The following is a 17,460-nucleotide window of genomic DNA, read 5'->3' as shown; positions in this document are numbered from 1 at the left end:
ATACCCCCCGTAGATGCACTCGGTCGAAACGGGCCGGCGACTCGACCCTAAACCACAGACCACATTGTAAGCCAGATCACTTTCCGCCGCTGTCACGCCGTGTGACCAAATGCAGCAAACAATAGCCGGCGCCCGTTTCAGCCGTCCCTGCGCCCGACGGCAAAGATCCTGCGGAACGGAAAGACGGTGCCGTGGGGTCCCCGCGGATAGGCGTCACGCAGTGCTGCGGCGTATTCGGCTTCGAAGCGCTTGGCGTCGTCCGCCGCCAACGCGGCCAGGACGGGACGCAGCCCGGTGCCCCGAACCCACTCAAGGACCGGGTCCGGCCCCGGAAGGACCTGCTGGTAGCTGGTTTCCCACGCGTCCGCGGCGTACCCGGCGTCTAGCATGCTCCCAAGGTAGTCGCCCGGCTCCCCCACGGACTCCCCGCCCCGCAACACCCCGCCAAGCTTGTCCGCCCACGGGGCTGAGGACGCCAGTTCCCGCATCAGCGCGTGCGAGGGGGCGTCGAAATTTCCGGGAACCTGCAGGGCGAACCATGCACCAGGGCGGAGCGCCGCGAGCCAGCCCCGCAGCATGTCCTGGTGGCCGGGGACCCACTGCAGGGCGGCGTTGCTGACCACGACGTCCGTGTCCGGCGAGGGCATCCAGTCAGCGATGTCGCCCTGTTGGAACCGCAACGACGGGTGCTTCTGCGCGAGGCGCGCGGCCTTGGCCAGCATCTCCGCGGAGGAATCCACGCCCACCACTTCGGCCCCGGGCCAGCGGTCGCTGAGCGTCGCCGTCAGGTTGCCCGGGCCGCAGCCCAGGTCAACCACCTTGGCAGGGTGTCCGGCAAGGATCCGGGCGGTGAGGTCGAAGAAGGGCCGGTTCCGGTAATCGCCGAATTGGACGTACTTGACGGGGTCCCATTGCATGAGGTTCTCCAGGTTCTGCTGCGCACACGGCCAGGCCGAGCCTAACCCGGCCCCGGGCGGGAGCACGGACACGACGTGGCACTAAGGTGGAAGTCAATGAAACTCCTTGACCAGCTGACCGATCTGTCCGTCCCCAACCAGGCCTCCGCCGTCGACCCCGACGCCCTCTACACCCGGTTCGTGGAGTGGACGGAAAGCCGGGGGCTCTCGCTCTACCCGGCGCAGGATGAGGCGATCATGGAGCTGGCCACCGGGGCGAACGTCATCCTGGCCACGCCCACCGGATCCGGTAAGTCCCTGGTGGCCATCGCAGCGCACTTCCAGGCAATGGCCCAGGGCAGGCGCAGCTATTACACGGCGCCCATCAAGGCCCTCGTATCGGAAAAGTTCTTTGCCCTCTGCGACATCTTCGGCGCGGAAAACGTGGGGATGATTACCGGCGATTCCGGCGTAAACCAGGACGCCCCCATCATTTGCTGCACGGCCGAGATCCTCGCCAACATCGCCCTGCGCGAGGGCTCCGCGGCAGAACTGGGCGCCGTGATCATGGACGAGTTCCACTTCTACTCGGACCCGCAGCGCGGCTGGGCCTGGCAGGTGCCGCTGCTGGAGCTGCCGCAAGCACAGTTCCTGCTGATGTCCGCCACGCTGGGGGACGTGACCCGCTTCGAGGAAGGCCTGACGTCCTTGACGGGCCGGCCCACCACCACCGTGAGCTCGGCGGAGCGGCCCATCCCGCTGCACTATTACTACCACCAGAGCCCGGTCCACGAGACCCTGGAAGAGTTGCTGTCCACCAAACAGGTGCCGGTCTATGTGGTTCACTTCAGCCAGCTCGAAGCGATCGACCGCGCCCAGAACCTGATGAGCATCAACGTGTGCACCCGGGAGGAAAAGGACAAGATCGCCGAGCTGGTTGCCAATTTCCGGTTCGCCGCCGGGTTCGGGAAGACACTGAACAGGCTGGTGCGCCATGGAATCGGCGTGCACCACGCCGGCATGCTGCCCAAGTACCGCCGGCTGGTGGAGCAACTGGCTCAAGCCGGGCTGCTGAAGGTTATCTGCGGTACGGATACGCTGGGCGTCGGCATCAACGTCCCCATCCGGACAGTGCTCCTCACCGCCCTCAGCAAGTACGACGGCGTCCGTACCCGGCTGCTTAACTCACGCGAGTTCCACCAGATTGCCGGCCGCGCCGGACGGGCAGGCTACGACACCGCCGGGACCGTGGTGGTGCAGGCACCCGAGCACGTCATCGAGAACGTGAAGGCGATGGCCAAGGCCACCGCCAAGTTCGGCGATGACCAGAAGAAGCTGCGCCAGGTGGTGAAGAAGAAGCCGCCTGAAGGTTTCGTCTCGTGGGGAGAGCCGACGTTCAAACGACTGGTGGAATCCGTGCCGGACCCGCTGACGTCGAGTTTCACCGTCACGCACGCCATGCTGATGAACCTGATGGAGCGGCCCGGGGACCCGTTTGCCGCGGCCAGGCGGCTGCTGACCGAAAACCACGAGCCACGGTCGTCCCAGCTGCGGCTGATGAAGAAGGCGCTGGGGATCTACCGGGAGCTCCTGGCCGCCGAGGTGGTGGAACGCATTCCGCCGGAAGAACAGGGACCAGACGGCCGCACCGTGAGGCTTACCGTCCACCTGCAGCCGAACTTCGCCCTGAACCAGCCACTCTCCCCGTTCGCCCTCGCCGCGCTGGACCTCCTCGACCCGGAGTCGCCGTCGTACGCCCTGGACGCTGTGTCCGTGATCGAGGCGACCTTGGAGAAACCGCGGCAGATCCTCTCCGCGCAGCAAAAGAAGGCCCGCGGCGAAGCGGTGGCCGCCATGAAGGCGGACGGCATCGACTACGACCAGCGGATGGCCATGCTGGACGAGGTCACCTACCCGCAACCGCTCGCGGAGATTTTGGGCGAGGCCTTCGAGGTGTACCGGAAGGCCGCGCCGTGGGTGGGCGACTTTGAGCTCGCGCCGAAGTCGGTGGTCCGCGATATGTACGAGCGCGCCATGAATTTCGGTGAATTCGTGCAGTTCTACGGCCTGGCCCGTTCCGAAGGGATCGTGCTGCGCTACCTGGCCGATGCCTTCAAAGCACTCCGCCAGACCGTGCCCCAGGACATGCTGCGGGAAGACCTTGAGGACCTGACCGCCTGGCTCGGCGAGTTGGTGCGGCAGGTGGATTCCAGCCTCCTGGACGAGTGGGAGGAACTGGCCTCCGGTGCGGCGCCCACCCCGCACGACGCGCCACCGCCTCCCCCGCCGTCGTTGACCTCCAACATCCGCGCGTTCCGGGTAATGGTGCGCAACGAGATGTTCCGCCGCGTGGAACTGTTCGCCGACGAGGACGCAGCCGCGCTGGGTGAACTCGACGCCGGATCCGGGTGGGGTGCCGAGCGCTGGGAAGACGCGCTGGACGATTACTTCGACGAACACGACGACATCGGCACGGGCCCGGACGCCCGCGGGCCGGGCCTGCTGATCATCACCGAGGAGCGCGGTACGTGGAAAGTCCGCCAGATCTTCGACGACCCGGCAGGCAACCACGATTGGGGGATCTCGGCGGAGGTGGACCTGGCCGGGTCGGACGACACCGGGACCGCCGTGGTCAGGGTGACGGCCGTAAACCGGCTCTGACGCGGGACCGGCGGTAAGCTCGAACAATGAGTGTTATCCGCCCCGCCACCCCGCACGACGTTCCCGCCATTCTCCGGATGATCCACGAACTGGCCGATTACGAGAAGGAACCGGACGCCGTCCGGAACACTTCCGAAATGCTGGAGCGGGCCTTGTTCTGCGGCAACCCGAGCGTGTTCGCGGCCATGGCTGAGAACACGGCCGGTGAAGTGCAGGGCTTCGCCCTGTGGTTCCTGAACTACTCCACCTGGGAGGGCGTGCACGGGATCTACCTGGAGGACCTCTACGTCAGCCCCGGAGCGCGGGGCGAAGGACACGGCAAGGCACTGCTGCAGCACTTGGCCGGCATTGCCGTCGAGAACGGCTACGCGCGGGTGGAATGGAGCGTGCTGGACTGGAACGAGCCGTCCATCAACTTCTACCGCCGCGTCGGCGCCGTCCCCATGGACGGATGGTCAACCTTCCGGCTCACCGGCCACGCACTGGACCGGTTCGGCCGGGCGCAGTCCCGCAGCTCCGTCCCCGCAGCCGCGCGTGGCTGAGCGGCACAGCGCGGCCCTCGCCGCCAGGCATCGCGTTGGCGCCAGCCACGCCTTCCGGGGTATGCGGACGGTGGAACACTGGTTCACCGTCCCCCTGGACCACTTCGCTCCAGATGACCCTTCCGCCCCGGCGGCTGAAACCATCACCGTTTTCGCCCGCGAGTACGTCTCTGCTGCGCACAGCGAGGAAGCAGCGGCCGCGCTGCCCTGGCTCCTCTTCCTTCAAGGCGGCCCGGGCGGCCGCGGCAACAGGTGGGCTTCCCTGGGCGGCTGGGGCAAGGCTGCCGCGGCAGACTTCCGCATCCTGATGCTGGACCAGCGGGGCACGGGCCTGTCAACCCCCATCGACAGGCATACGCTGCCGGCACGAGGGGATGCGGCCGCCCAAGCCGCCTACCTGGAGCACTTCCGGGCCGATTCGATCGTGGCGGACGCTGAACTGATCCGTTCCGCCCTCGAATCAGCGCCCTGGACCATCTACGGCCAAAGCTACGGCGGCTTCTGCGCCCTGACCTACCTCTCCTTCGCGCCGGAAGGACTCCGCGAAGCACTCATCACCGGCGGCCTGGCGCCGCTCAGCGGCAGCGCCGACGACGTCTACCGTGCAACGTTCCAGCGCGTCGCTGCCCGGAACGAGGAATACTTCGGCTGGTACCCCGAGGACCGGGAAACGGTGGAACGGATCGCCCGGCACCTGCGGTCCACCACCGAGATCATGCCCGACGGCGCGCCCCTCACAGTGGAGCGGTTCCAAATGGCCGGGGCATTCCTGGGCGGCAACACGCGGGTGGACAGCCTCCACTACCTCCTGGAAGATGCCTTCATCGCCGCTCCCGGCGGGCCCCGCCTGTCCGACGCCTTCCTGGAACAACTCCAGGCTGTCGTCTCCCGCCGCTCCAACCCGCTGTATGCCCTCATGCACGAATCCATCTATGGCCAGGGACCGGCGACCAACTGGTCCGCGTGGCGGATGCTGGGTGAAAACCCCTGGTTCAGGCCCGACGCCGAACCGCTGCTCCTGACCGGCGAGATGGTGTACCCGTGGTACTTCGAGCAGGATCCCGCCTTGCAGCCGCTCCGGGACGTGGCCGAACTGCTGGCCGCCAAGCGGGACTGGAAGCCGCTGTACGACTCGCGGGCGCTGGCCGCCAACACCGTTCCCGTGGCCGCAGCCGTGTACACGGACGACATCTATGTCGACCGGGACCTCTCCCGTCGGACGGCGGCAGCGGTCCGCGGACTGCAGGTGTGGGAGACTGCCGATTTCCATCACGACGGAATCGCCGACGACGGTGAGCGGATCTTTGCCCGCCTGCTGGGGATGGCGCGTTCAGGCGGCCGTTGACCGGCTTCCTGGGCTGCGGGCGAGAATGGCTGCCGCCAGCACGGCTGCTCCGATGGCCGCGCCGATGAGGTTCAGGCCGAGGTAGCCGGCGGCGCCCAGGACGAGCCCCGACACCGCACCGCCCGCCGCTCCGGCAGCACCCATCAGCATGTCCGAGACGCCCTGCACCGCCACCCGGGCGTCGCGTCCTACGCTTTCGGCCAGCAGCGTGGACCCGGAGATCGTCGCAGCGGACCAGCCAAGGCCCAACAGGACGAGGCCTGCCGCTACAGCAGGGGTGGAGGACTGTCCAAGGCCTGCGACCATCACCGCCGCGACCAACACCGCGAAACCGATCATGATGGTCTCGATCCGGCCGGCCTTGTCCGTCAGCCAGCCCATGACCGGCGAAAGGGCGAACATGCCGGCGATGTGCAGCGAGATGGTGAAGCCGATGATCACCAGCACGTCCCCCTCCGCGGCGTGCCCTGGGTGGAACGCAGGCCCTTCCACCAGGTGCTGCAGATGCAGCGGTGTCATGGACATGACGCCCACCATCACCGCGTGGGCGGCGACGACGGCTGTCACCGCCAGGACCGCCGTCCGGGAGACAGCGATGGCTTGGAGCCCGCGGATCAGTGAGCCGCCGGCAGGAGCGGCTGCCACACCGGCAGGGCGTGCCGGGCGGTCTTGGGCGGTGTTGGTTCCCGCAGCCGCGAGCTGGCGTGCCAGCAGCAGCGGGTCGGGGCGAAGCCCGGCGAACATGAGTACGGTGGCAATCAGCAGTCCCGCCGCCGCGATGACGAAAGGCCCGGCCACTGGCGGCAGGCCCAGTGCCGCGCCCACCGCCGTGCCGGGCTGGATGAGGTTGGGCCCCGTCACGGCGCCAATGGTCACTGCCCAGACCACCGCCGACAACGCCCTCCCCCGGTGTTCGGAGGCTGCAAGGTCCACTGCGGCGAACCGCGCCTGCAGGGTGGCCGCAGTGCCGACGCCGATGCCTACGGCACCCAGGACCAGGAGGATGAAGAGCCCGGACACAACGGCCGCGACCATGAGCAGCGCACCTGCCAAGGCTGCGGAAAGACCCGCCGCCTGGCCCGCCCTGCGTCCTCGGTGGTCGGCCAACGACGCCAGCAGAAGCGCGGCGACCGCGGCCCCCAGCGTCATGACCGTGGCGACGGCCCCCGCCCACGCGCTGGAACCGGACAATTCCACGGCCAGGATGGAGCCGATCGACACGGTGGCCCCGGTGCCGATGCCGCCGAAGACCTGGGCGGTGCCCAGGAGCACAACGGTGCGCCGCTGCACCTGGCGAACGCGCTGCTCCGTTGCTGTGCTGGCCATGATCCGAGCATAGTCCTGTGCCGGCACAGCAGCAGGGGGCTTAAACGGGTAATCCCGGCCAGGCCGGGATTACCAGTTGCAGAGAAGCGGCAGACCTAGTCGACGTCGCTGTGGCTCTTCCGGGCGTCTTCCTCGAGCCGCGGATCGATCGCTGAGGCCTTGGCCTTAGAGCTCAGCAGGCTGGCCACGACAGCAACGATGATGGTGCCCACGATGACTGCCAAGGACACGAATGTGGGAATCTCGGGTGCCCACTCGATGTGGTGTCCGCCGTTGATGAAGGGCAGTTCGTTGACGTGCATCGCGTGCAGGACGAGCTTGACGCCGATGAACGCCAGGATGAAGGAGAGGGCGTGCTTGAGGTAGATCAGCCGGTTCATCAGGCCGCCGAGGAGGAAGTACAGCTGGCGCAACCCCATCAGGGCGAACAGGTTGGCGGTGAAGACAATGAAGGGGCTTTGCGTGAGGCCGAAGATCGCGGGAATTGAGTCCACGGCGAACAGCAGGTCCGTGAGGCCGATGGTGATGAAGACGATCACCATCGGGGTGAACACCTTCTTGCCGTTCACGGTGGTCCGCAGTTTGCCGCCGTCGAACTTCTCCGACATGGGGATGACTTTCCGGATCCTGGCGATCAGGGGGTTCTCGCGGTCCTCTTCCTCTTCGCCCTCGTCCTGGGCCTGCTTCCAGGCCGTCCACAGCAGGAACGCGCCGAAGATGTAGAACACCCAGCTGAACTGTTCAATGACGATAGCGCCGAGCAGGATGAAGATGCCGCGCAGGATGAGCGCGATGATGATCCCCACCATCAGCACTTCCTGCTGGTATTTCCGCGGCACAGAGAACCTGGCCATGATGATGATGAAGACGAACAGGTTGTCGATGCTCAGGCTGTATTCCGTGACCCAGCCGGCGACGAACTGGCTGCCGAATTCGGGGCCGGTAAAGGCGAACATCGCTCCGGCGAAGGCCATGGCCAATGCGACATAGAAGGCAACCCACAGGCCGGCTTCCTTCATGGAGGGTTCATGGGGCCGGCGGACCACCAGGAGGAGGTCGGTCAGGAGGATCAGGCCAAGGATGACAAATGAGCCAACCTCGAACCATACGGGCAAGTCGAGCACAGGGACGGCCTTTCGCAGGGTACACAAAATGGTGTAAGTCTCTCCGGCCTGCCAGTGCACTTGGTGCTGAAGCGGCGGCCCGCTACGCCCGGCGGGGCAACCATGCCCTGCGTGTTGACGATCGTAGCGCTTGGGATACTCCCCTACGTGCCTCCAACTCTACCCCAGCAGCGCCGTTGGATAACGGTTTCCCGGAACCATTGACCCCCGGCAAGCGCTGCTGTCATAATCACATCCAGTGAGAAAGCGGTTTCTCGCCCCATCTGTTAGACCCCTCCAGAAAGTCACGGTCAATGAAGACTTCGCTTCGCACCAGCACGATGGTCAAGTCGCTCGCAGCTGCGGCCACCCTTGCCTTGCTTGCCACCGGCTGTTCTCCCTCCTCATCCGGCGACAGCGGCGGGAACGTCACGGTTCGCTTCACGTGGTGGGGCAACGACCTTCGCAACAAAGAAACCCAACAGGTGATCGACGCATTCCAGGCCTCCCACCCCAACATCAAGATCCAGGCCGAGCCCGGGGTGTGGAGCAGCTACTGGGACAAACTGGCCACCACCACGGCCGCCAATGATTCCCCCGACGTGATCCAGATGGACCAGGCCTACATCGCTGAGTATGGCGGCCGGGGCGCCCTCCTGGACTTGTCCAAGCAAAGCAATATCGACACCTCCAAGATTGACCAGGATGCCCTTAACTCAGGCCAGGTCAGCGGCAAGCAGTTTGGCCTCAGCACAGGGCAGAACGCCAAGGCCGTCATGATCAACGCCAAGATGTTCCAGGACTACGGTGTGCCCATCCCGGACGACAAGACCTGGACTTGGACTGACTACACCAAGACCGCCGCCCAGATCGCAAAGGCTGCTGCCAAGGCGGGCCAAACCAACTACGGCAGCTCCTACTCGCTGACGGACTCCGACCTGAACACGTGGGCGATGCAGCACGGCGAATCCCTCTACTCGGCGGACGGCGGCCTCGGCTTCAAGGAAAGCACCGCCACATCCTTCTTCCAGAACCTGCTGGACATGCGTAACGCCGGGGCTGCCCCGCCGGCCAACATTGCCACCGAGGACATCAGCGCTCCGGTGGAACAGACGCTCTTTGCCACCGGCAAGACTGCGATGTCGTGGTGGTGGACCAACCAGGTCAACGCGCTTCAGTCGGCGCTGAAGACCGACGTCAAGATCCTGCGCGCACCCAGTTCCACAGGCAGCGCGAAGGACAATGGAATGTCCTACAAACCATCCATGTTCTGGTCCGTGTCATCGCGCAGCAAGCATCCCAAGGAAGCTGCAGAGGTGGTCAACTACATGCTCAACAACCTGGACTCGGCAAAGACCATCCTGACCGAGCGCGGCTTCCCCACGAATTCAGAAGTCCAGACGGCCATCGACCCGCTGCTGACTCCGGCGGACAAGTCCGCGGCTGCGTTCCTGAAAGACATCAAGCCTGACCTGCAAAGCGGCCCGCCGGTGCCCCCAACCGGCTCCTCCGGAGTTCAGGCGCTGATCCAGCGGTACTGCACGGACGTCCTGTTCGACCGGAAGTCCCCTGCTGACGCAGCCAAGGGCCTGATGGACGAAGCAAAGGGAATGATCGACTCCGCCAGGAAGTAGCACCCAGGCACCGCAAGGTTAACGACGGCGGGCATCTCCCCACGGAGGTGCCCGCCGTTCTGTGGGCAGCTGGCAGGAGGCCGGCTAGGCGTGGCCGGCGGCCTGCATCTGGCGCAGTTCTTTCTTCAGTTCGCTGACCTCGTCCCGGATCCGCGCCGCCACTTCGAACTGCAGTTCGGCGGCGGCCCCGTGCATCTGTTCGGTGAGCTGCTCGATCAGTCCCACCAAATCCTCGGCCGGAGCCGCGGCCAAGCCATCCGCGCGGACCTGGGCCGCGCCCTTGGCCCCGGATTTGGCGCGCTTGGCGCCCTTGGCGAGCCGATTGTTCTTGAGCAGTTCCTCGGTGTCGGCATCTTCCTTGGCCAACTGGTCCGTGATGTCGGCGATCTTCTTGCGCAGCGGCTGGGGATCGACGCCATGGTCTTTGTTGTAGGCCACCTGGATGGCGCGGCGGCGGTTGGTTTCGTCGATGGCGAGGGCCATGGAGTCGGTGATCCGGTCCGCGTACATGTGCACCTGGCCCGAGACGTTGCGGGCTGCGCGGCCGATGGTCTGGATCAGTGACGTGGACGAGCGCAGGAAGCCTTCCTTGTCCGCATCCAGGATGCTGACCAGGGACACTTCGGGCAGGTCGAGGCCCTCCCGGAGGAGGTTGATGCCCACCAGGACGTCGAAGGAACCCATCCGCAGCTCGCGCAGGAGCTCCACGCGGCGCAGGGTGTCGACGTCCGAGTGCAGGTACTCCACCTTCACGCCGTGACCGAGCAGGTAGTCGGTGAGGTCCTCCGCCATGCGTTTGGTCAGCGTGGTCACCAGGACGCGTTCGTCCTTCTCCACCCGGGTCTTGATCTCACCGAGGAGGTCATCGATCTGTCCCTTGGTGGGCTTGACCACCACTTCAGGATCCACCAACCCGGTGGGACGGATAATCTGCTGGACGAAGCCGTCCGCCTTGCCAAGTTCGTACTTGCCCGGGGTGGCCGAAAGGTAGACGGTCTGGCCCACCCGCTGGAGGAACTCGTCCCATTTCAGCGGCCGGTTGTCCATGGCGGACGGAAGGCGGAAGCCGAAGTCCACGAGGTTCCGCTTTCGGGACATGTCGCCCTCGTACATGGCGCCGATCTGCGGAATGGTCACATGGGACTCGTCCACCACCAGCAGGAAGTCGTCCGGGAAGTAGTCCAGGAGGCAGTGCGGCGCGGTCCCGGGTCCGCGGCCGTCAATGTGCGCGGAGTAGTTCTCGATGCCGTTGCAGAATCCCATCTGCTGCATCATTTCGAGGTCGTACGTGGTCCGCATCCGAAGCCGCTGGGCTTCGACGAGCTTGTTTTGGCTTTCCAGCACCTTCAGCCGGTCCGCGAGTTCATCCTCGATCCGCTTGATGGCCCGCGCCATCCGCTCGGGCCCGGCCACATAGTGCGATGCCGGGAAGACGTACATCTCTTCCTCGTCGCGGATGACCTCACCGGTCAGCGGGTGGAGGGTGTGGATGTTCTCGATTTCGTCGCCGAAGAACTCGATCCGGATGGCCAGTTCCTCGTACATCGGGATGATTTCCACGGTGTCCCCCCGGACCCGGAAGGTGCCGCGGTGGAAGTCGACGTCGTTGCGCGCGTACTGCATGGAAACAAACTTGCGCAGGAGGTCGTCCCGGTTCATCTCGGCGCCCTTGCGCAGGGTGACCATCCCGGAAATGTATTCCTCCGGGGTTCCCAGGCCGTAGATGCAGGAAACGGTGGCCACCACGATCACGTCGCGGCGGGTCAGCAGCGCGTTGGTGGCGGAGTGCCGGAGCCGTTCCACTTCCTCGTTAATGGAGGAATCCTTCTCGATGAAGGTGTCCGTCTGCGCCACGTAGGCTTCGGGCTGGTAGTAGTCGTAGTAGGAGACGAAGTACTCCACCGCGTTGTTGGGCAACAGTTCGCGGAATTCGTTGGCGAGCTGGGCGGCAAGGGTCTTGTTCTGGACCATCACAAGGGTTGGCCGCTGCACCTGCTCAATGAGCCATGCCGTGGTGGCGCTTTTGCCGGTGCCGGTGGCACCGAGCAGCACAACGTCCTTCTCGCCGTTGTTGATGCGTTCGGTCAGCTCCGCGATGGCGGCCGGCTGGTCACCCGCGGGCTTGAATTCGCTGATGACTTCAAAGGGCGCTACAACACGGTTGATCTCCTGCGCAAGGCTCATGAATCTAATTTACAGCCGGGCACCGACAGTGACGGGTCCAATCCGTTACGGGCGAACAAGCGCCGGGACGTGGCGGCAGTTCAGGACGCGTACGACGGCGGCGCCCACCCGGCTGCCTCGGCCCATGCGGACATCAGCGGCCAGGCAACGTCGGTGAACCACGGTTCCTTCGCCTCAGCGTAGGGCCCGGTTCCGGCGGAGCCGGAGAAGCGGTGGGCGAGGTCCGCCTTGTGCGCCTGGTAGATCGCAAGGGCGGAAGGATCGTTGCGCAGCCAGTCCCGGAACATCAGCGCATAACGCCAGCCGGCCGAGCCGGCCGGCCGCACATGCACGTTCACCGCCCGGCCCGGGTCCGCGTTGGCGTGGAATCGCTTAAGCCATGACGCGGGATCCGGCGTGCCGGGCTTCGGCGTGTCCGATTCGATCCCCCGCACCGCCGGGTATCCGGCAGCGGACAGGAGCGGCGCGATCGCGCTTGCCGCGTCCAGGTCAGGCACGGCAACCTGCAGGTCGATGACGTCCTTGGCAGCCAGGCCGGGGACGGCGGTGGAGCCGATGTGGTCCACCGCCAGGATGGCGTCAGGGGCGGCCGCCCTCAGCCGCGCCGCGATCAGCGCGGCCTGCCGGGACCAGTCGCGGCTGTGCGGGGCAAGGACCGGCCCGCCGGTACGCGGTGCCCGGGTCCCGGCGGCGAGGTTGCGGGCGTAAGGCTGCAACCGCTGTTCCCAGAGCCGGTCCACCTGGTCCAGGAGTTGCTGCACGGTGCCGGAGTTGTCCAAGACGACGTCGGCGGCTGCCAGGCGTTGCTCGCGGGTGGCCTGGGCGGCCATCCGTGATCGCGCCGCTTCCAGGGTCATCCCCCGCAGCGCCTGCATTCGCTGCAGCCGGACGTCATCGGGAGCGTCCACCACCACGACGAGATGGAAGCTGCTCCCCTGCCCGGTCTCGACCAGCAGGGGAATGTCCTGGACCACGACTGCGTCATCCGGGGCAGCTGCCGTCAGCTCGGCCGCGCGGGCACGTACCAGGGGGTGAACGATGGCGTTCAGTGCCGCAAGGCGCTCCGGCTGGCCAAACACCGCTTCGCCGAGGCGCGCGCGGTCAAGCCGCCCGTCGCCGTCGAGCATGTCCGCGCCGAACTCGGCAGCAATCTGTTCCAGGCCTTGGGTCCCGGGCTCCACCACCTCGCGGGCCAGTGCATCCGCATCCACAAGGATCGCGCCGCGCTCCTTCAGCCGGGCCGCCACCACCGATTTTCCTGAGGCGATTCCGCCCGTCAAGCCGATTTTCAACACCCTCCCACCCTACTGAATCGCGTGCGACGGCGGCGTCAGTGGCGTCATGGAGTCTCCACCGAGACCCCGAGGGCGCCGGTTCCCGCCGCCGCTAGACTGGGGCGGGTGCAAGCGCAAGACAGCAGGACCACGACCTACACCACGGTGGCGGCCGGCCAGGATCTCCGGCATGAGCTGGAGATCAAGCGGTCCAGGTTCATCACCGTCCTCCGCAGGGCCGGAACGGAGGAGGACGCCCGCGAACTGGCTGCCGGGCTTCGCCGCGAGTTCCACGATGCCCGGCACCACTGCTCCGCATTCGTCATCGGCCCGGACCGCAGCATCCAGCGCTCCAGCGACGACGGCGAGCCCGCAGGCACCGCAGGGATCCCCATGCTCGAAGCGCTGGTGAAAAGGGAAACGGCACCCGGGGTGGCCGACCTCAGCGACGTCAGTGCCGTCGTCGTGCGCTATTTCGGCGGGGTACTGCTGGGCGCGGGCGGCCTGGTCCGCGCCTACTCGGAATCTGTCTCCGCGGCACTGGAACTTGCACCCCTGATCCTGCGCAGCAGGCTGCGGATCTGCTGGACGGCGGTGCCGCATGCCGGGGCCGGCCGGCTGGAAAACGACCTGCGCGCCGCCGGCCTGGTAATGGCGGAGACGACCTATCAGGACCGCCTCACGGTGCTGCGCATCGCCGTACCCGACCAGGCCGATGCCATTGCGGCAGCAACTGAACGGATCCAGCAGCTGACCGCAGGATCCGCTGCGCTGACACCCGAGGGAACGGAGTGGGTGGATGAACGCCTTGCCTGAGGTCACCATCGTGGATGTGGACCGGGCTGTCGCGGACCAGCTGCTCGAACTGGCCAAACGTGATGCCTCCCCTGATGAAGTGGCTCCCCCGCTCGGCGGCCCCGGCTGGAACCTTGAGCGTACCGCCTGGTTCTTCAGCTACCACCACGCCGCAGCCGCCGGCCTTGACGGACCGGCGGCGGAAAAGTCCTGGGCCGTGTTCAGCGGCGGTGACGTAGCCGGTTCCGTCCGGCTCAAACGGGAAACCCACGCGGATGTGCTTTCGGCCGAAACCGGCATCTGGTTGGGCCGCAGCTTTCGCTCCCGCGGGATCGCCAGCGCCGCCCTGGCGCTGGTCCGCAAGGAGGCACGCATGGCGGGCCTGCAACGCGTCACTGCCCGCACTCTGGCCGGTAACCTCAAAGCCCAGCGGCTCCTCGAGGCAGCAGGCGCCGTGCTGACGCCCGACGACGACGGAACGGTCCACGCCGTCGTCGCCCTGTGAGGGCGCGAGGCGCTGTCGCCGCAGCAGCGCCCTGGACCCGCTGCAACGAAAACAGGCCCCCTGCCAGAGGCAGGGGGCCTGTTCGCGTTGGTGCCGGGATGAACCCGGCACCGGTGGCAATTAGTTGCCGGTCAGCTTCTCGCGGAGAGCAGCAAGTGCCTCGTCCGAAGCCAGGGTGCCGGCACCGGTGTCGGTGGCAGCAGGCTCGGAGGAGTAGCTGGTAGCGCCGGAATCGCTGTCACCGGACGTTGCAGCTGCAGCGTCGTCGGCAGCGTGCTGGGCAACCTGCTTCTTGTGTGCTTCCCAACGGGTCTGGGCGTCAGCGTACTGCTGCTCCCAGGCGGCGCGCTGGTTCTCGTAGCCCTCGAGCCATTCGTTGGACTCGGGGTCGAAGCCCTCGGGGTACTTGTAGTTGCCCTCTTCGTCGTACTCTGCGGCCATACCGTACAGGGCGGGATCGAATTCGGTGCTGTCGGCGTCGACGCCCTCGTTGGCCTGCTTGAGGGACAGCGAGATGCGGCGGCGCTCGAGGTCGATGTCGATGACCTTGACGAACAGTTCGTCGCCAACGGAGACAACCTGCTCGGCCAGCTCAACGTGGCGCACGGCGAGCTCGGAGATGTGGACCAGGCCTTCGATGCCGTCTTCGACGCGGACGAACGCACCGAACGGAACCAGCTTGGTGACCTTACCCGGAACAACCTGGCCGAGGGCGTGGGTGCGGGCGAAGGTCTGCCACGGATCTTCCTGCGTAGCCTTGAGCGACAGGGAGACGCGCTCGCGGTCCAGGTCGACCTCGAGGACCTCGACGGTGACTTCCTGGCCAACCTCGACAACCTCGGACGGGTGGTCGATGTGCTTCCAGGACAGCTCGGAAACGTGAACCAGGCCGTCGACGCCGCCCAGGTCCACGAAGGCACCAAAGTTGACGATGGAGGAAACGACGCCGGGACGGACCTGGCCCTTTTCCAGCTTGTTGAGGAAGGTGGAGCGGACCTCGGACTGGGTCTGCTCAAGCCATGCACGGCGGGACAGCACAACGTTGTTGCGGTTCTTGTCCAGCTCGATGATCTTGGCTTCGATCTGCTGACCGATGTACGGAGCCAGGTCGCGCACGCGGCGCATTTCGACCAGGGATGCGGGCAGGAAGCCGCGCAGGCCGATGTCGAGGATAAGACCACCCTTGACGACCTCGATGACGGTACCGGTGACGACACCGTCTTCTTCCTTGACCTTCTCGATGTCGCCCCAGGCACGCTCGTACTGAGCGCGCTTCTTGGAGAGGATCAGGCGGCCTTCTTTGTCTTCCTTGGTGAGCACCAGGGCTTCGACCTGATCGCCAACGGAGACGACGTCTCCGGGATCAACGTCGTGCTTGATGGACAGCTCGCGGGAGGGGATGACACCTTCGGTCTTGTAACCGATGTCGAGCAGGACTTCATCGCGGTCGACCTTGACGACGGTACCTTCGACGAGGTCTCCGTCGTTGAAGTACTTGATGGTGGCGTCGACTGCTGCGAGGAAGTCCTCAGCGGTACCGATGTCGTTAATCGCGACTACGGGGGTACCGGGCTTCTCGGTGGAGGTGATGGTCATGTAGTAGGGGCTCCGTTGTGGATAGTTAGTCGGTCAGGCAAACCGGCGCGCCCGCGTTATGGAACGCAGGCGCGATTCACGGTGAATCCGACGGATCCTCCGGGTCATCCTGATTTTGTGGATTACTTTCAATGCGGCCTGGGACCGTAAGGACGTGCACGTGGTACACGCCCGTTTATTCTAGTCGGTGCCGGCAACGCGGGTCAAAGCGGCCGGGGACCATGGCGGGGACTCAGAAGTGGGTCAGGCAGTGCGTCGCCCGTTCCACCGCAAACATCTGCCGCGCCTTGAGGGCGGCGCCCGGCCGTGGCTCGCCGATGGCGCCGGCAGCTTTCAGGGTCACCGGGCACACACCACCGAGGAAGATCGAGGACAGCGCGGAGACCCCCAGCTCGAGATCGGCGGCGGTGCCTTCGGGGAGGCGTCCGACGCCGGCCTGGCCGCCCTCCACGGTCAGCGCAAAAATCCCCGGCGTGAGGCCGAGCGGATCGTCGACTTTGAGGACCAGCCGGCCATCGGCCGGGTAGTGCCGCGCAGCGAGGGCCTGTGGAACGTCGAGGATCCTGAGCCAGAGCATGTCGCGGCTGTCCGAGGCGTCGATGCAGCGCGGGTCAGCCAGGGCCCAGGCAAGGGGATCATCCACGGGCGCCTCGTTCCAGGTGACCCTTTCCACGAGGTCGATGGCCGCCAGATACTGCCAGAGTTCGAGGTAGGCATGGTCGGTGGCGGCCACAAGGTCCACCACCTCCACCGTGTAGGGGGTGGTGTCCCAGCCAAGGAACTTATAGGAGACGTAGCCGTCAATGGTTGCGTCCGGGCCGTAGTGCAGCGCCACTTTGATGGCGGGATCTTCCTTGCCGTCCCGTCCCAGCGACCCTGAGGCCAGGTGCCGGTACCATTCCTGCCGGCCGAGGGACCCGGGCGTGTGCCGGTGGACGCGTTCGAACACGGCGGGAGCCACTTCCAGCAGGGTTTTGGGGTCCGCCACTTCCACGGCGCCGGTGGCCGTGTGCCGCAGGGTGAACCGGCCCGTGGTGTCGACTTTGACGGTGCGCTCGAGGCTTGCCACGCCGTAGCCGAACCTGCCGTAGATGCTTCCCTCCGAGGCCGTCAGCGCTGCCATGGCGATGCCGTCGTCCTTGGCGGCCTGGAGGTCTTCGGTCATCATGCGGCGCAGGAGGCCGCGCCTGCGGTGCGATGTGCGGACGGTCACGGCCGTGACCATCTGTGTTTCCAGCATGCGGCCGAAGCCAATGTTCAGGGTCTTGCGGAAGGTCCCGAACGTGGCAACGGGCACCTCGGCAGGCAGCGAGGAAGGAGCCACGGGACCGGTCTGGTATGCCCCGGTGAAGATCCGGCCATCGACCTCATAGGTGGCAAGGGACCGCTCCCGGTGTTCAGGGGTGCGGGTGGAGTCGTGGAAACCGAACCCGACGGCCTTGGCCCAGGTTTCGGCCTCCGCGTACCCTTCGTTGCCTTTGGACACGGCGGGAAAGCGCCGGATTTCATAGTTTCCGCTCAGATCACCCATTTACCCGAGCCTAGCCAATGAATCCGGCGCTTGACCAGCACAAACACGCCGGCGGCGTGCTGGGCCGG

At 66.0% G+C, this 17,460-nt stretch carries 13 protein-coding genes; 6 read left to right on the top strand and 7 right to left on the bottom strand.

The features are described from left to right. Positions 1-137 precede the first annotated feature (137 nt). Positions 138-917, bottom strand: a complete 780-nt coding sequence (locus QRM95_RS00710; protein WP_285246016.1) for a trans-aconitate 2-methyltransferase — start codon at positions 915-917, stop codon at positions 138-140. A gap of 96 nt (positions 918-1,013) precedes the next feature. Between QRM95_RS00710 and QRM95_RS00705 the strand changes: the two genes are divergently transcribed. From QRM95_RS00705 to QRM95_RS00695, 3 genes are all read left to right on the top strand, one after another. Beyond that, positions 1,014-3,557 (top strand): DEAD/DEAH box helicase, encoded by a 2,544-nt coding sequence (locus QRM95_RS00705; protein ID WP_285246015.1) that lies wholly within the window; start codon positions 1,014-1,016, stop codon positions 3,555-3,557. Between the two features lie 26 nt (positions 3,558-3,583). After that, positions 3,584-4,099, top strand: a complete 516-nt coding sequence (locus QRM95_RS00700) for a GNAT family N-acetyltransferase (protein ID WP_285246014.1) — start codon at positions 3,584-3,586, stop codon at positions 4,097-4,099. Positions 4,100-4,160: 61 nt separating this feature from the next. Further along, a complete protein-coding gene (locus QRM95_RS00695; protein WP_285246328.1) occupies positions 4,161-5,444 on the top strand; it encodes an alpha/beta fold hydrolase in 1,284 nt (427 codons plus the stop codon). Here QRM95_RS00695 and QRM95_RS00690 read toward each other — a convergent pair. Both QRM95_RS00690 and QRM95_RS00685 read right to left on the bottom strand, forming a co-directional pair. Next, positions 5,430-6,770 (bottom strand): MFS transporter, encoded by a 1,341-nt coding sequence (locus tag QRM95_RS00690; protein WP_285246013.1) that lies wholly within the window; start codon positions 6,768-6,770, stop codon positions 5,430-5,432. The two genes, QRM95_RS00695 and QRM95_RS00690, sit on opposite strands and share 15 nt — an antisense overlap. A 95-nt stretch (positions 6,771-6,865) precedes the next feature. After that, positions 6,866-7,894, bottom strand: a complete 1,029-nt coding sequence (locus tag QRM95_RS00685) for a TerC family protein (RefSeq protein WP_285246012.1) — start codon at positions 7,892-7,894, stop codon at positions 6,866-6,868. A 293-nt stretch (positions 7,895-8,187) separates the two neighbouring features. On the opposite strand from QRM95_RS00685, the gene QRM95_RS00680 reads away from it, so the two are divergent. Next, complete coding sequence (locus QRM95_RS00680; RefSeq protein WP_285246011.1) at positions 8,188-9,507, top strand: ABC transporter substrate-binding protein; 1,320 nt, start codon at positions 8,188-8,190, stop codon at positions 9,505-9,507. A gap of 84 nt (positions 9,508-9,591) precedes the next feature. Here the strand turns inward: QRM95_RS00680 and uvrB are convergent, their stop codons facing one another. Both uvrB and coaE read right to left on the bottom strand, forming a co-directional pair. Further along, the gene (gene uvrB, locus QRM95_RS00675; RefSeq protein ID WP_285246010.1) at positions 9,592-11,691 is read right to left on the bottom strand and encodes an excinuclease ABC subunit UvrB; all 2,100 of its coding nucleotides are present in this window, start codon (positions 11,689-11,691) and stop codon (positions 9,592-9,594) included. An 80-nt stretch (positions 11,692-11,771) separates the two neighbouring features. Then, positions 11,772-12,986 carry a dephospho-CoA kinase gene (coaE, locus tag QRM95_RS00670; protein WP_285246009.1) on the bottom strand — a complete coding sequence of 405 codons (1,215 nt, stop codon included), beginning with the start codon at positions 12,984-12,986 and terminating at the stop codon, positions 11,772-11,774. Between the two features lie 105 nt (positions 12,987-13,091). On the opposite strand from coaE, the gene QRM95_RS00665 reads away from it, so the two are divergent. Next, on the top strand, positions 13,092-13,781 hold the full coding sequence (locus QRM95_RS00665) for an IMPACT family protein (RefSeq protein WP_285246008.1): 690 nt from the start codon (positions 13,092-13,094) through the stop codon (positions 13,779-13,781). After that, entirely contained in the window at positions 13,765-14,265 is a 501-nt protein-coding gene (locus tag QRM95_RS00660) for a GNAT family N-acetyltransferase (protein WP_285246007.1), read from the top strand. The genes QRM95_RS00665 and QRM95_RS00660 overlap by 17 nt, the downstream gene beginning before the upstream one ends. 120 nt (positions 14,266-14,385) lie before the next feature. Here the strand turns inward: QRM95_RS00660 and rpsA are convergent, their stop codons facing one another. Beyond that, positions 14,386-15,861, bottom strand: coding sequence for a 30S ribosomal protein S1 (gene rpsA, locus QRM95_RS00655; protein WP_018761235.1), 1,476 nt, complete (start codon positions 15,859-15,861; stop codon positions 14,386-14,388). Positions 15,862-16,093: 232 nt separating this feature from the next. Next, the gene (locus tag QRM95_RS00650) at positions 16,094-17,392 is read right to left on the bottom strand and encodes a GNAT family N-acetyltransferase (RefSeq protein WP_285246006.1); all 1,299 of its coding nucleotides are present in this window, start codon (positions 17,390-17,392) and stop codon (positions 16,094-16,096) included. Positions 17,393-17,460 lie beyond the last annotated feature (68 nt).

This window comes from Pseudarthrobacter sp. efr-133-R2A-89 (genome assembly GCF_030209315.1).
In the GTDB taxonomy this organism is placed as follows: domain Bacteria; phylum Actinomycetota; class Actinomycetes; order Actinomycetales; family Micrococcaceae; genus Arthrobacter.
The sequence above is the reverse complement of the archived record's forward strand: the minus strand, read 5'-3'. Positions and strand labels throughout refer to the sequence as shown.

Bases quoted from the DNA above. Each gene is read 5' to 3' on its own strand.
- QRM95_RS00705 (WP_285246015.1), top strand. From the start codon at position 1,014: ATGAAACTCCTTGACCAGCTGACCGATCTGTCCGTCCCCAACCAGGCC.
- QRM95_RS00695 (WP_285246328.1), top strand. From the start codon at position 4,161: ATGCGGACGGTGGAACACTGGTTCACCGTCCCCCTGGACCACTTCGCT.
- QRM95_RS00700 (WP_285246014.1), top strand. From the start codon at position 3,584: ATGAGTGTTATCCGCCCCGCCACCCCGCACGACGTTCCCGCCATTCTC.
- rpsA (WP_018761235.1), bottom strand. From the start codon at position 15,861: ATGACCATCACCTCCACCGAGAAGCCCGGTACCCCCGTAGTCGCGATT.
- QRM95_RS00650 (WP_285246006.1), bottom strand. From the start codon at position 17,392: ATGGGTGATCTGAGCGGAAACTATGAAATCCGGCGCTTTCCCGCCGTG.
- QRM95_RS00710 (WP_285246016.1), bottom strand. From the start codon at position 917: ATGCAATGGGACCCCGTCAAGTACGTCCAATTCGGCGATTACCGGAAC.
- QRM95_RS00680 (WP_285246011.1), top strand. From the start codon at position 8,188: ATGAAGACTTCGCTTCGCACCAGCACGATGGTCAAGTCGCTCGCAGCT.
- QRM95_RS00660 (WP_285246007.1), top strand. From the start codon at position 13,765: ATGAACGCCTTGCCTGAGGTCACCATCGTGGATGTGGACCGGGCTGTC.
- uvrB (WP_285246010.1), bottom strand. From the start codon at position 11,691: ATGAGCCTTGCGCAGGAGATCAACCGTGTTGTAGCGCCCTTTGAAGTC.
- QRM95_RS00690 (WP_285246013.1), bottom strand. From the start codon at position 6,770: ATGGCCAGCACAGCAACGGAGCAGCGCGTTCGCCAGGTGCAGCGGCGC.